This is a genomic window from Streptomyces sp. NPDC055189 (assembly GCF_053606765.1).
In genome coordinates this window covers 31,813-44,121 of the sequence record NZ_JBSGSG010000006.1, presented here as the reverse complement: position 1 = coordinate 44,121, position 12,309 = coordinate 31,813, and the positions used below count along the sequence as shown (strand labels likewise).

General features: G+C 70.9%; 14 protein-coding genes. 8 read left to right on the top strand and 6 right to left on the bottom strand.

What is annotated here, in order from left to right; translation table 11 throughout:
* Positions 1–480: 480 nt before the first annotated feature.
* On the bottom strand, positions 481–663 hold the full coding sequence (locus tag ACWFR3_RS06400) for a hypothetical protein (protein WP_453733409.1): 183 nt from the start codon (positions 661–663) through the stop codon (positions 481–483).
* A 119-nt stretch (positions 664–782) separates the two neighbouring features.
* Between ACWFR3_RS06400 and ACWFR3_RS06395 the strand changes: the two genes are divergently transcribed.
* The 5 genes from ACWFR3_RS06395 (at position 783) to ACWFR3_RS06375 (ending at position 3,774) form a co-directional block, all read left to right on the top strand.
* Positions 783–1,070, top strand: a complete 288-nt coding sequence (locus ACWFR3_RS06395; RefSeq protein ID WP_453733408.1) for a hypothetical protein — start codon at positions 783–785, stop codon at positions 1,068–1,070.
* A gap of 714 nt (positions 1,071–1,784) precedes the next feature.
* Complete coding sequence (locus tag ACWFR3_RS06390) at positions 1,785–2,651, top strand: GNAT family N-acetyltransferase (protein ID WP_453733407.1); 867 nt, start codon at positions 1,785–1,787, stop codon at positions 2,649–2,651.
* Positions 2,652–2,808: 157 nt separating this feature from the next.
* On the top strand, positions 2,809–2,949 hold the full coding sequence (locus ACWFR3_RS06385; RefSeq protein ID WP_453733406.1) for a hypothetical protein: 141 nt from the start codon (positions 2,809–2,811) through the stop codon (positions 2,947–2,949).
* A 14-nt stretch (positions 2,950–2,963) separates the two neighbouring features.
* Positions 2,964–3,182: a DUF6207 family protein gene (locus ACWFR3_RS06380; protein ID WP_453733405.1), complete on the top strand. Its 219-nt coding sequence runs from the start codon at positions 2,964–2,966 to the stop codon at positions 3,180–3,182.
* Between the two features lie 4 nt (positions 3,183–3,186).
* On the top strand, positions 3,187–3,774 hold the full coding sequence (locus tag ACWFR3_RS06375; RefSeq protein WP_453733404.1) for a hypothetical protein: 588 nt from the start codon (positions 3,187–3,189) through the stop codon (positions 3,772–3,774).
* Between the two features lie 91 nt (positions 3,775–3,865).
* On the opposite strand, the gene ACWFR3_RS06370 is transcribed toward ACWFR3_RS06375, so the two are convergent.
* Positions 3,866–4,552: a dienelactone hydrolase family protein gene (locus ACWFR3_RS06370; RefSeq protein WP_453733403.1), complete on the bottom strand. Its 687-nt coding sequence runs from the start codon at positions 4,550–4,552 to the stop codon at positions 3,866–3,868.
* Positions 4,553–4,950: 398 nt separating this feature from the next.
* Here ACWFR3_RS06370 and ACWFR3_RS06365 point away from each other — a divergent pair, with 398 nt between their 5' ends.
* Positions 4,951–7,644, top strand: a complete 2,694-nt coding sequence (locus ACWFR3_RS06365; RefSeq protein WP_453733402.1) for an AAA family ATPase — start codon at positions 4,951–4,953, stop codon at positions 7,642–7,644.
* A gap of 3 nt (positions 7,645–7,647) precedes the next feature.
* A complete protein-coding gene (locus ACWFR3_RS06360; RefSeq protein ID WP_453733401.1) occupies positions 7,648–8,526 on the top strand; it encodes an alpha/beta fold hydrolase in 879 nt (292 codons plus the stop codon).
* A 173-nt stretch (positions 8,527–8,699) separates the two neighbouring features.
* Here ACWFR3_RS06360 and ACWFR3_RS06355 read toward each other — a convergent pair whose 3' ends face one another.
* Positions 8,700–8,972 (bottom strand): hypothetical protein, encoded by a 273-nt coding sequence (locus ACWFR3_RS06355; protein WP_453733400.1) that lies wholly within the window; start codon positions 8,970–8,972, stop codon positions 8,700–8,702.
* A 41-nt stretch (positions 8,973–9,013) separates the two neighbouring features.
* On the bottom strand, positions 9,014–9,961 hold the full coding sequence (locus tag ACWFR3_RS06350) for a hypothetical protein (protein WP_453733399.1): 948 nt from the start codon (positions 9,959–9,961) through the stop codon (positions 9,014–9,016).
* Positions 9,962–10,555: 594 nt separating this feature from the next.
* Here ACWFR3_RS06350 and ACWFR3_RS06345 point away from each other — a divergent pair.
* On the top strand, positions 10,556–10,870 hold the full coding sequence (locus tag ACWFR3_RS06345; protein ID WP_453733398.1) for a hypothetical protein: 315 nt from the start codon (positions 10,556–10,558) through the stop codon (positions 10,868–10,870).
* A 105-nt stretch (positions 10,871–10,975) separates the two neighbouring features.
* Here the strand turns inward: ACWFR3_RS06345 and ACWFR3_RS06340 are convergent, their stop codons facing one another.
* Positions 10,976–11,506 carry a hypothetical protein gene (locus ACWFR3_RS06340; protein ID WP_453733397.1) on the bottom strand — a complete coding sequence of 177 codons (531 nt, stop codon included), beginning with the start codon at positions 11,504–11,506 and terminating at the stop codon, positions 10,976–10,978.
* Positions 11,507–11,925: 419 nt separating this feature from the next.
* Positions 11,926–12,261 carry a YnfA family protein gene (locus ACWFR3_RS06335; RefSeq protein WP_453733396.1) on the bottom strand — a complete coding sequence of 112 codons (336 nt, stop codon included), beginning with the start codon at positions 12,259–12,261 and terminating at the stop codon, positions 11,926–11,928.
* Positions 12,262–12,309: the final 48 nt, after the last annotated feature.

Below are 12,309 nucleotides of genomic sequence, written 5' to 3'. Positions count from 1 at the left end.
CGTCAGGGGACTCCCGTCGGGCACACCCGCGCAGTTGTACGACCCGCTCCCCCGGGGCTGACGCCGCGTACTTGCGGATCGCAGCTCCAGTCCCGCAAATCTGCGTGGGCCATTCGCGGCGCGTGCCCTGACGGCGCTGAGCCATCTTCATTCGGCTTACGCGCCGAGCATGAGCGTCCTCAACGACGAGCCAGTCTGCGCACTGCGCAGACTGCCGCCTACGCCGTGACCATAGCCAGAGGTGTACTCGAGGTTGAGGGCACCACGAGAAGTCGCTCGATGCGGCCACGACGCACAAGAGGCCGTGTACGCCACTATCCGCGCGCTCAAGGACGCCTTCATCGCCCTCACCGACACTGACGAATCGTGAGCACGTTCATACAGACGGCGGGTGCCGCGTTGAACGAGATGCGATGACACCCCGACAGGCCGCATGCCGAAGCGATCACAGGGGGGCCGCCGGCGGCACTCGCGCAGAACTCAGACGACGAAGGCGATGAGCAGCACCATCACGAGCAGCACCACGACTGCGGCTGCCATCACGAAGACTGCTGCGACCGACCCGATCACACTCCAGGCAAACCTCGTCAGGCGCTCCTCGCGCTCGACGGCCTCCTGATAACCGCTGTCACCGTCCCAGTCCCGATCCCAATAGCGGTTCATCCATCCCCCCGCCTGAGACCATACAAGGCGCCCTCAGCACGACCACAACCAACTGCAGGCGCCCCTCGCCACCGTCCCCCTGACGGCCCGCCGTCTCCGTCGTACCGTCAGGAGCAGTCATGACCGAAGAGCTTGAGCGCTTCATCCGGACCTATCTGAACATGGAGCAGGCGCAGGATGTCCGGGGGTATCTGCGTCCGACATTGCACGCGTTCCGCAGCGCCTTCACCGACGGTGTCCGTCACGGACTCGAGCGCATATTGCGTACACGGGAACTGTCCGTCGGCGACTACGAACGGCTCACCGACATCGAATTCGCCGGCGAGAACGCCCTCTACGACTACCTGCACCAGATGCACCAGTACCTCTTCGCCGACCGGGCCCAGCAACCGCTCCCTCCCCAGTAGCACGCTCCGCTCGGACTGACCCGGCAGTGCACCCACTGGAGGATGCGGGCGGGATGCGCGATTCAGCGACGCCTATCGGGGCCCGAGAAACTCGCCTCCGTGTTGCGTTCGCGTGCTTCCCGGCCCGTGCACCGGTGTGCACCATACGAGTTCCTGGGCCGGGTCACCGTAGCCGCCGCCCCAGAACGACATACCGCCGAACGCCAGATGCGCGAACTGGGAATTGGGCAGGTCGGCGAAGCCAGTGTTCATCGGGTCCCCTAGACGCCGTATGGACCAAGCAGGCTGGAGCATCCGGCCCTCACCGTCCGGCCTGCACGGCTCAGTCCAGACATACCGCGAGGATCAACGCTGTCAGCGGCAAGCCGCTGTGCGCCAAGTCCCGTACTCAGCGTGCACCGTGTCCAATGCCTCCGAGGCCAACGAGGCGTTGGTAAAGGCAACTTCGGCACTCGAACCACGCCTGCCACCACCCCCGTAATCATCACGTCACTACCTCCGCTTGACCGGCGTGGATCTTCCACATGAGGCGAACGTGCCACCGCCGCTCGCCCGGCAATACGCGGACGTCCCCAGTGGAGCCGTCACGCCAACGGGCCTTCTGCGGTTACGGCCTGCAGCCCCGGGGGCGTCAACCAGAACGTTTCCTGGCGATCTGACTGGCCGAGTAAAACCAGGTGCAGCCGCTCGCCGCGATGGTGTGAGATGCGGGGCATGACGATCGTTCTGAACGAGCCCGGTGTCGACGGGCTGACCGGGGCCGTGGACGCCCTCCGCGTATGGCAGGACGACCGCACGCCGCTGCAACTCCATCCGGGAGACCTCGGCTGGGCCTGGGCGCTGGGCGCGGAGAGGCTGGCCGCGGCCGTCCGCACCTGGAGCGTGGCCGGACGGATCATCGCCGTCGGATACCTGGACGACCCTGATGTGCTGCGTCTGACGACCGCGCCGGACCTCCGGCAGGACCGTGATCTGGCGCGAAGGCTGCTGGCGGACCTCAATGATCCGGAGCGCGGGGTCCTGCCGCCCGGGAAGGTTGGCCTCGAGATCCCCGACGGCGCCCTGCTCCGCGAGGTCCTCTTGGAGGCGGGCTGGCATCTGGACGAGCCGTGGACGCCGCTGTGCCATGACCTCTCCGAGCCGGTGAAGGACTCCGGCCTGCGGATCGAGGTAGCCGGTCCGGATACGGCGGGGGTGCGGACCGCTGTGCACCGCTCGGCGTTCGGCAGCCCGGCGTTCACCGAGGAGGTCTGGCACGTCCTCGCGGCCGGGCCGGTCTATGCCGACGCCCGCTGCCTGATCGGCTACGACGAGCAGGACAATGCGGTGGCCGCAGCCACGGTCTGGTCGGCCGGGCCCGGCAAGCCCGGCCTGCTGGAGCCGGTGGGCGTGCACGCCGACCAGCGCGGTCGCGGCTACGGGACGGCGATCAGCGTCGCCGCTGCGGCGGCGCTGCGTGAACTGGGTGCATCAAGCGCGCTCGTCTGCGCCCCGACCTCGAACGCTGCCGCCGTCGCCGCCTACAGGGCGGCTGGATACGAGCCCGAGTCCGAACGGCTGGACGTCAGCCGAGCCGCCTGACAGTGATCAGGCGACGGCATCGGACAGGCCGCGTCGCCGGCCCCGGCCAGGGGCCGAGCGCCCTGTGCGGATATGAGGTAGGTCGAAATTCGATGCTGGTCGGATGATTCGTCGTGGTGCATCGGCCGATGCCGTCCGGGCGCATATCATGCCGCTGTTGCCGCGCTCCGTACGCGTGATCGCCGTGGCATCGGGCCGCAGCGACGAGGAGGCGCTGCGAGCCGCCGGAGCCGAGACCGTCCTCACCGACCTGCAGGACACCGACCGTCTGGCCAAGCTCGTGAACAACGGCACCTGAAGAGCCCGTCCTTGATGCGGGGTCCCAAGGGGGGTCTGACCGCGCCCGGCCTGGCGCACCTCACCGTCCACGCCGTCGACGCGCACACCGCCACCACGCTCGCCAGCGCCATCACCGCGCCCCTGAGCGCGACCGGCCCGTCCGAACCGCACGCGGTGCCAGGGGAGAGGGGGCCCGCGGTGGCCCTGCACGCGTACACGCACTCCACCGGCGGGCCGGGCACGGCAGGCTGACGGCATGAGTGAATCGTGGGGAATGGTCGCCGCCGCCATCGCGGCCGGACTGCTTGGCATCGGCGGTGTGCTGCTGGGGCTGGTCGTGGGCCGGCGGCAGGTCAGTGACCAGGCCCAGGTCGAACACGGCCAGTGGATGCGCGGCCAGCGCGTGCAGGCATACCTGGAGTTTCTGCGGGCGTGGGACGCAGCGCTGTGCGCGATGGAGGACCTGCAGGAGGACTGGGGGGAGGAGTGCGATGTGACCATCGAGAACGTCGGGGAGGCCGGGCTGGCCGAACGGATGCAGGGGATGGTGGTGGAACGGGTCAACGCGCCGCTGGCGGATGCGCAGGACGCCGCAGAGCGGGTCCTCCTGATGGCGCCGCCGCCTGTTGCGGTGCAGTCCCGCAAGGCGATGCGGGGCTTGCTGCAGCTGAGCTCGGGCATGCATTCCCGGGCGCGGGACCACGCCGTGGTGCCGGGGTGGGAGTCATGGGAGGGCGGGGCGCTGCAGGTCAGGCAGGAAAGGGCGGCACTGTTCCAGTTGTTGAGGGCAGATCTGGCGAGGGCACCTCAGCCGGGCACTGTGCGGGGCGGGCGTGGCCGGTAGACCCCGTCCCGGAACCCCGCATCGAGGGTTCCGGCTTGCGGCGTCCCAGCCATGACGGCGACCAAGCCTGCTGGCGGCATGTTTGCCCGGGTCATGCCCCCAGGTCCTCCGCCACGGGCAGACACTCGGCGAGCAGGTCGACGACGTCCCGCCAGGCTCGCTGCGCATGCCGCGGGTGGTAGCCGACCCCCGGGCGCACAGTGTGGTCGACCGTCGGATGGTGGAAGGCGTGCAAGGCGCCGCCGTAGACCACGAGGCGCCAGTCGACGCGCGCGGCCTGCATCTCGGCGGTGAAGGCGTCCCGTTGGGCGGGCGGCATGATCGGGTCTTCCGATCCGACTCCGGCCCACACCGGGCACCGAATGCGCGCTGCCTCGCCCGGCCGGCCCGTGGTCAGTGCGTTGACCGTACCGATCGCGCGCAGGTTGACGCCGTCGCGCCCGAGTTCCAGCGCGATCGCGCCGCCGGTGCCGTAGCCGACGGCGGCGATCCGGTCCGGGTCGGTCCGCGGTTCGGCGCGGAGCACGTCGAGCGCCGCGTGGCCGATGCCCCGCATCCGGTCGGGGTCGGCGAGCATCGGCAGGCAACGGGCCAGCATCTCCTGGGGGTCGCTTAGATAGCGCCCGCCGTGGAGGTCGAAGGCCAGCGCCACGTATCCCAGCTCGGCAAGCGCATCGGCCCGGCGGCGCTCGACGTCGCTGAGCCCTGTCCCCTCGGGCCCGACCAGGACCGCGGGCCCGCGGGCGACACCGGCCGGGAGCGCGAGGTGCCCGGTCATCGTCAAACCGTCGGCCGCGTATTCGACCATGCGCGTCGTAATCGTCGTCCTGAGACCGGACTGTAGTGATCATCGAGCCCGCTCCGGCCGCTGTTCTGCTGCTGGCAGAGCAGCGCGGGTATCCCCCGCAACTTAACCCGGCCCCGAAGGACCGGGCTTGGAGGTAGGCGCCACTGGATGTGACGTGGCCTCCTCCGTCCAGCGACCCCCCTATGGGGTGGCAGGGACGCGTGACTCACGCCCCGCAGTCCACACGTCCTGGCCCCTTCGGGCGAGGACGCGAAGCGTTCCGGTCGGCGTGTGCCACGACGCGGCGGCCTGTCCGAGCAGGGCGCGATTGTCCTGGTCGCCCTGTCCCATGAGTGCCGTACTCCGCCTGCCCTCTAGTGTGAGCTTCTGTGCTTTACGGAAGATCTGTGGAAATCAGCGCGCTCGACGAAGTGATCGCACAGGCCCGCCATGGCTCCGGCGGGGCGGTCGTGCTCCGCGGTGAGGCCGGCGCGGGCAAGACCGCCCTGCTCGATGCGGTGGCCGCGCGGGGTGCGGCGATGAAGGTGCTGCGGACCGGCGGCGTCGAATCCGAGTCCGACCTGGCATTCGCGGCGCTGCACCAACTGCTGCGGCCGGTGGCCGGATTGCTCGATGCTCTACCCGGTCCGCAGCGCGACGCCGTGCGAGCGGCCCTGGGGCACGCCGCCTGCGACGGTGCGGGCGACCGCTTCCTCCTGGGCGCCGGCGTGCTGTCGTTGCTGGCCGAGGCCGCCGCCCCGCAGGGTCTGATCTGCGTGGTCGACGACTTCCACTGGGCCGACCGTGCCTCGGCCGACGCGCTGCTCTTCGCCGCCAGGCGGCTGGGCACCGAGCGGATCGCGATGTTGTTCGCCGTCCGCGGGGATGCTCCTGTCAAGGGCGTGCCGTCGACAGTGGGCGTGCGCGGCCTGCCCGAGGACGCCGCGGCCGAACTGTTGGAGTCCCGGCACGGGCTGCTGGCCGCCCCGGTGAGACGGGAACTGATCACGCTGACCGGGGCGAACCCCCTGGCCCTGGACGAGATCGCCGCCCGGCTGACGCCCGCACAACTCGCCGGCCGCGAAGTGCTGCCCGACCCGCTGCCCGGTGGCGTCCGGCTGTTCGGCGACCGGGTCACCGGATTGTCGGCCCCCGCCCGGCTGGTCGCCCTGCTCGCCGCCGTCGAGACCGACCTCGCGGTGGTCCTGCGTGCCGCCGAGCGGCTGGCGGCCGGAGCGGCGGGGACGGGGGCGGCGGGGACGGGGGCGGCGGCCTTCGCCGAGCTGGAGGAGAGCGGGCTGGCCGAGGTGTCGGGCACCGGCGTGCGCTTCCGTCACCCGCTGATGCGATCCGCGGTCCACGAGGCAGCCGCCCCCGCCGAGGTCCGCCACGCGCACGCCGTCCTGGCGGAGCTGACCACGGGCGACCGTAAGGCCTGGCACCTGGCCGGAGCCGCCCTGAGCCAGGCCGAGCCGGTCGCCGTCGCGCTCGCGGAGGCCGCCGGGCGGGCTCGCGACCGCGGCGGGTACGGCGCCGCCGCCACCGCACTGGCCAGGGCCGCCGAGCTGACCCCCGAGCCGCGCGCCCGCGCCGTCCGGCTGAAGGACGCCGCCGTGGCGGCCTGGCTCGCCGGTCTGCCGGGACAGGCCGAATCGCTGCTGGCCGAGGCAGGCGAAGGGGCCGGCGCCGACATCACGCTCGTGAGGGAAATCGCCCAGCTGCGGGGCCGGTTCGAGCTGAACTCGGGCAACGCGGCCGAGGCCGTGCGGATCCTGGCGGCGGGCGACAGCCTGGACATGCTGGCCGACGCCGTGGAAGCGGCCTCCAACGTCGGCGACACGACGGCCGTCATCGAGCTCGGCCGACGGGCGGCGGCGCACCCCGAGGGGTTCTTGCGGGACACGGTGGCCGGGATCGGGCTGACTCTGGACGGCGACGTTGCCGGGCCGGCCTTGCTGCGGCGGGCGCTGGCGCGGGCGGGCGAGCTCGAGGACGCGGCCGGCTACCTGTGGGCGACGGCCGCGGCCAGCGCTCTGGGCGAGTTGGATGTGGCGACCGAGATGACCGAGCGGGCCGGACGCGTGGCCAGGGTGTCGGGGATGACCGGGCAACTGCCCGTCGTGCTGGGGTTCGTGGCGACCGCCGAGCGCCTGGCCGGGCGGCTCGCGCGCAGCCAGGCCGTCTCCGAGGAGGGCCTGGCGCTGGCGCGGGAGGCCGGGTACGAGAACACGGTGGCCGCACACCTGGCCAACCTGGCGGCGCTGGCGGCGCTGCGCGGCGAGGAGGAGCCCTGCGCACGCCAGGCCCGCGCGGCACTGGCCATCGCCCTGCCGCACCGGGTGGGACTGCACGCGGGGGTGGCCGCGTACGCACTGGCGATGCTCGAGTTGTGCCTCGGCCGCTACGCGTCGGCGCATGACCAATTCCGGGCGATCGCGGCGGCAGGGCCGGGCGCGGGGCATCCGATGGTGGCCTGGCGCAGCATGCCGGACCGGGTGGAGGCCGCGGTGGGCGCGGGCGACGAGGCCGGTGCCCGCGCGGCACTTGCGGCCTACGAGCGATCGGCCGAGCACGCCGCCACGTCCGAGTCCCGCGCGCTGCTGGCCCGCTGCCGAGGCCTGGCCGAATCGGCTGACGAGGCTTTCACCGAGGCGCTGGGGCTGCACACCAACCCGTTCGAGGCGGCCAGGACAGCCCTGCTGCTGGGCGAGCGTCTGCGCCGCGCGCAGCGGCCGGGCCAGGCGCGAGCGCATCTGCGGATGGCATGGGAGATCTTCGAGCAGGTCGGTGCCCGGCCGTGGGCGCGGCGCGCGCGGGAGGAGCTGCGGGCGGCGGGCGAGAACGGCAGCGCCCCGCCCCCTGATGTGCTCGACGCACTGACCCCGCAGGAACTGCGCATCGCCGGGCTGGTCGCCGACGGGTTGTCGAGCAAGGAGATCGCCGCCCGGCTGTTCTTGAGCCCGCGCACGGTCGAGTACCACCTGTACAAGATCTATCCGAAGCTGGGCATCGGCTCCCGTACGGATCTGGCGCGGCTAGTAGTTCTACGGAAGGCACCCGTAGCCGCGGACGACATGCTCTGAGGCATGCGAAACGTGAAGATCTGGAGTGAAGAGTTCGGCGCCGCGACGGACGCGCCGATCCTGTTGATCATGGGTTCGATGTCGCAGGGCATCCTGTGGCCGGACGAGTTCGTCGGCCGCCTGACCGCCGGAGGCCGCCGGGTGATCCGGTACGACCACCGTGACACCGGCATGTCGGGCACCGTCGACTTCGCGACCGAGCCGTACACCTGGGACGCCATCAAGGACGACGTCTACCGCGTCCTGGCGGCCCACGGCCTGGACAGCGCCCACCTGGTGGGCCATTCGGCGGGCGGGCTCCTGGGCCAGCTCATCGCCGTGGAGGCGCCGCAGCGGGTGCGGTCGCTGACCGCCATCGCCTCCTCGCCGCTCGGCTGCGGCGAGGGCCAGGTGCTCCTGCGGGCCCTGACGGGCCAGCCGCAGCCCCGGGGCAGCCTGCCGGAGCCGGGACCGGAGTTCGTGGAATTCTTCCGCGCCCTGATGGCCGCCCCGCCCGCCCGGGACCGCCGCGCGCTGATCGACAGCATGATCGCCGAGCAGCGCGTGCTGCACGGCACCGGGCTGCCCTTCGACGACGACGCGGTGCGCCGACTGCAGGAACGCGTTTACGGCCGGGCCCGCGACCTGTCCGCGGCGGCCAACCACCGGCTGGCCGCGGGGGCCGGTCCCGACTTCGAGCCGGTGGACGCGCTGCACCGGGTGCAGGCGCCCACGCTGGTCATCGAGGGCAGCCACGAGCCGGTCAAACCGGGGCACGGCGCGATCATCGCCGAGCAGATCCCGGGGGCGCGGCTGAAGATCGTGCAGGGCATGGGGCACACGCTGCCGCCGGAGACCCACCAGGAACTGGCCGACGCGATCCTCACGCACACGGCCGGGTGAGGAAATCCGTTGCACGGTCCCTGCGTTCCCTGCGTCCCCGGCGTCCAAGCGGCGGACCAGACACTGCCCGTCAGTCATCTCGCGTCGCCGCAACTGCCCAGTGCACCGCCACTCCCTCGCGGGCGTGTCCGGGCGCACTCGGCAGTGCGGTTGCCGCATGAAGCGGTCCGGTGTCAGGACAGGACGGCGCCGATGACCGCGACCACGACGATGAGCAGGAACATCGTCCTGACGAACCAGGGGCGGTCGCCGATGCCCTTCCAGTCGGCGGCCAGTGTCAGGCCGGCCACGGCCGCCACGGGCCACAGCAGCCAGTGCAGGCTGATGGGGTGGTCGATGAAATAGGCCAGTGGCATGTAAAAGACGGCGTAGCCGAAGGCGAGCATCGCCGCCCCGCGCCAGGGGACGGTCCGCCGGCCCGCGGCGTCGGTGTTGTGGGTGTTCACAGCAATCCCTCAGTAGAGGCAATCAGGGGCAGGGATGACGTCTACTTCAGGCCGTCGTAGCAGGCCTTTTTGATCGACTTGATGCCGAACAGCGTAGATCCGCCGGATCCGAGTGCGGCCATGGCACCCTTCTTGGTGTCCACGCTGGCGAGGGTGGCCAGGACTTTCTTGACACCGCCGGCGTTCTTGATCACCTTGAAGGCGGCCTTGCCGGGCGCGAAGGCCGCGGCGAGCGCCGCACCGCACTTCATCGAATTCCAGGTGTCGCTGACCATGCCGCCGGCGATCTCCTTGGTCTTGTCCCACCACTTGGGGTCGGCGACGACGGGGTAGGCGGTGGACTTGTCCGTACGGATGGTCTGGATGAGGGTGTCGCCCTCGAGCCGGTAGCTGGTGGGCACCGGCTTGCCGTCGGCGTCCCTGGCCCAGGGGGCGTCGAAGAGGCCCACTACCTCGCCGGCGCTGTCGCCGACCACGACGCCGCCTTCGTCAAGGAGCGCCGCGTGGGCCCCACTGGGCAGGTCCAGTTCGAAGCGGTACTCGGTGGGCGCCGACGCGTTCTTCAGCGTGATCAGAGCACTCGCGCTGCCGTCCCGGCCGACCTGAGCAGCCAGGTCGACGGGTCCATCGGGCCGGGTGTACATCACGGTGCCGTTGGCCGTGGCGCTTGCCGAGGCGGCGTCCGGACCCGGAAGGCCGATGCCCACACGCGTTCCCTCGGGGTCCGTCACGGCAATCCTGCCGGAGCCGGTGGCAGGCATCTCCACGCGCGTTCCCGCCGCGTCGGCGACCATGCCGTCCCCATCCGCACGCGGGGTGGTCAGGTGGGCGGTGCCGGTGGCGTGTTCCACCACGGAGGCCGCGGCGTCCGCGCCGGGCCCGGGCTGGCTCGCACCGGCGAACGCCGGAACCGCAGCCACGAACACGGCCGAGGCGGCCACCGCCGCTATGCCGGCCAGCGCCGGTGCTCTGTCAACGAAAAGCTTCATCATGTTCCCCCCATGGGATGTTCAGCCGTCACCGCGGTCGAATGGTGACGGCAGGTCAAAAATGATCATTCCATGGGTACAGGCGTCATTTTGCGCGTTATCGAAGGGATTAAGATCACTGGAACCAAGTAAACGAAGATCACATCCGCGTTCCGTCATCCACGCCCCGCACCGGCGCGTCACGCCGAAACCCCGTGAATCGTGAAGGCTCCAAGACCCGGGGTAGGCGTATCAGGGCCGGTCCCACTCCCCCGTGCATGCGCACCGACGTACGCAGTAGGCGGCGGACCATCACCACGAGCGCGTGACGATCGCGCAGCTGCCGTACGACAAGAAGTCCGCTGCCCGCTACCTGCCGGTGCCACATGGCGAGCGGACGCCCGGCCGGCTCAGCGCAGTCCAAGCACCGTCCAAGCGCGGGCCTACCCCCGCCAGCGACCCGACGCCTGCCCGCCCCGCAAGACCCGGCAAGCGCGCCGCATCCCGGACTGACGGCGGGCCCCCGCTTGTGCAGTTGTCTGGCCACGCCTTCCCCCTCTCCCGTACCTCGGGCACCGTGGCAGGACCCACAGTCGACCACCACCGGGGGAAACCATGCGTTCCAGAGTGCGTCTGGCCGCCATCGCCGTGCTCGCAGGCACCGCGATCACACTGACGGCCGGGACCGCCACCGCCGGCGACGAACAGTGGCCCCGGGGCACCGGTGTCGTACCCGCCAACGACGAGCCCTGGCCAAGCAGCGCAGGCGCAGGCACAGGAGACAGCCATCTGTCACCTCTGTACCAAGGCAAGGCCCCTTGGAGCGTGCCATCCGCCGGCACCGGCGACTACGGCCATCCCGCGGGTGTGGATCCCGACTACCCGCTCAGCGGGCCCGGCAATGAGTACTGGCCCAAGGGCAGCGGCTGATGCGGAATGACAACGGCCGCTCACCCGGGGACCGCGTGCCCGACAGCATCAACGAAGTGCACCTGCACCTGTTTCTGAGCCCAGTGCAGAGAGTCCTCTGCCGGGTCAGCCGGAGGAGACGTCGACCTCATGGCCGACAGCCCAGGTCCAGTACTCGGCCACCGTGCGGCCCGCGGTCCCGGTGCTCGTGGCGCGGGGGCCGATCGCAGCGGTGAGGCTGGTGAAGGGGGCCGGGCTGGTTTCCAGCAGAACGGCGTGGGTGTGTGTCTCCGGCACCCGCCCCGTGGCGAACACGTAGGACTCACCGTCCAACAGCGGGGAGGCGCCCTGCTCGTGGCTGACGGTGACCGTGCCGTCCAAGCCCCCCTTGAAACTCCGCTCGACGCGCACTTGGTACAGGTCGAAGAAGATGCCCGCGATGTCACGCTGCCCGGTGCGGTCCACGACTTCGCCGGCGAACACGTCGTCCGCGGTCCCCGCGACCTGCCTGGCGTCGCGCACGTCATACAACGTCACCGCCTCGCCCGCGCTTCCGGATTCCGCCACATCCGTGAGCCGGTACACGCCCCAGAAGGCACCGCTCAGCACGGTCAGTCCGGCCGCAGCGAGCGCATGTCCCCGGCGAAACGAGAGCATCGGTCTGCCTTTCACCCCCACAGCACGCGGTAGTTCTTGCGGTCCCGCCCGGTCGGAGCGCCGCTGGAGGGCATGTCGAAGGTGTGGCGCTGACCAGGGACAGGGCCAGCAGCGTAGCGACCACAAGCGCACTCTGCGGCCCGTTCTGAAGGCGTCGGAGACCGTACACCTGATGCCCAGCCCGCCCGGGGCAGAAGCGAGAGCAAGAGCGAGAGCCGATGACCGCGCGGAAGGGGCAAGGACGCACAGGGATCCGCTCGACGGGATGAGCTGAGAATCTTCGTAGCCTGCACGGCCGACCCACCCGTCGCGCTGCGGCACGCGCTTTCTCACCCGGACGAGACTTCAGCCCTGCCACAACCGCCGCAGCGAGCAACGCTGTTCGTCACCAACAGCCACGCCGGGGAGGCGAGAGCGGGTCAGTGGCCGCGCGGGGCGTACATGATGACCGCCATCCCGGCGAGGCACACCAGCGCGCCGATGACGTCGAATCGATCGGGGCGGTAGCCGTCGGCGACCATGCCCCAGGCGATGGACCCGGCGACGAAGATGCCGCCGTACGCGGCGAGGATACGACCGAAGTTGTCGTCGGACTGGAAGGTGGCCACCACTCCGTACAGACCGAGCGCGATGACGCCGGCGCCGATCCAGATCCAGCCCTTGTGCTCGCGGATGCCCTGCCAGACCAGCCAGGCGCCCCCGATCTCGAACAGGGCGGCGACGGCGAACAGGGCAAGGGAGCGGGCCACGAGCACGGTAGGAACTCTCCGGTACAGGGGAAACGAGCGGGAAGGGAACACGAG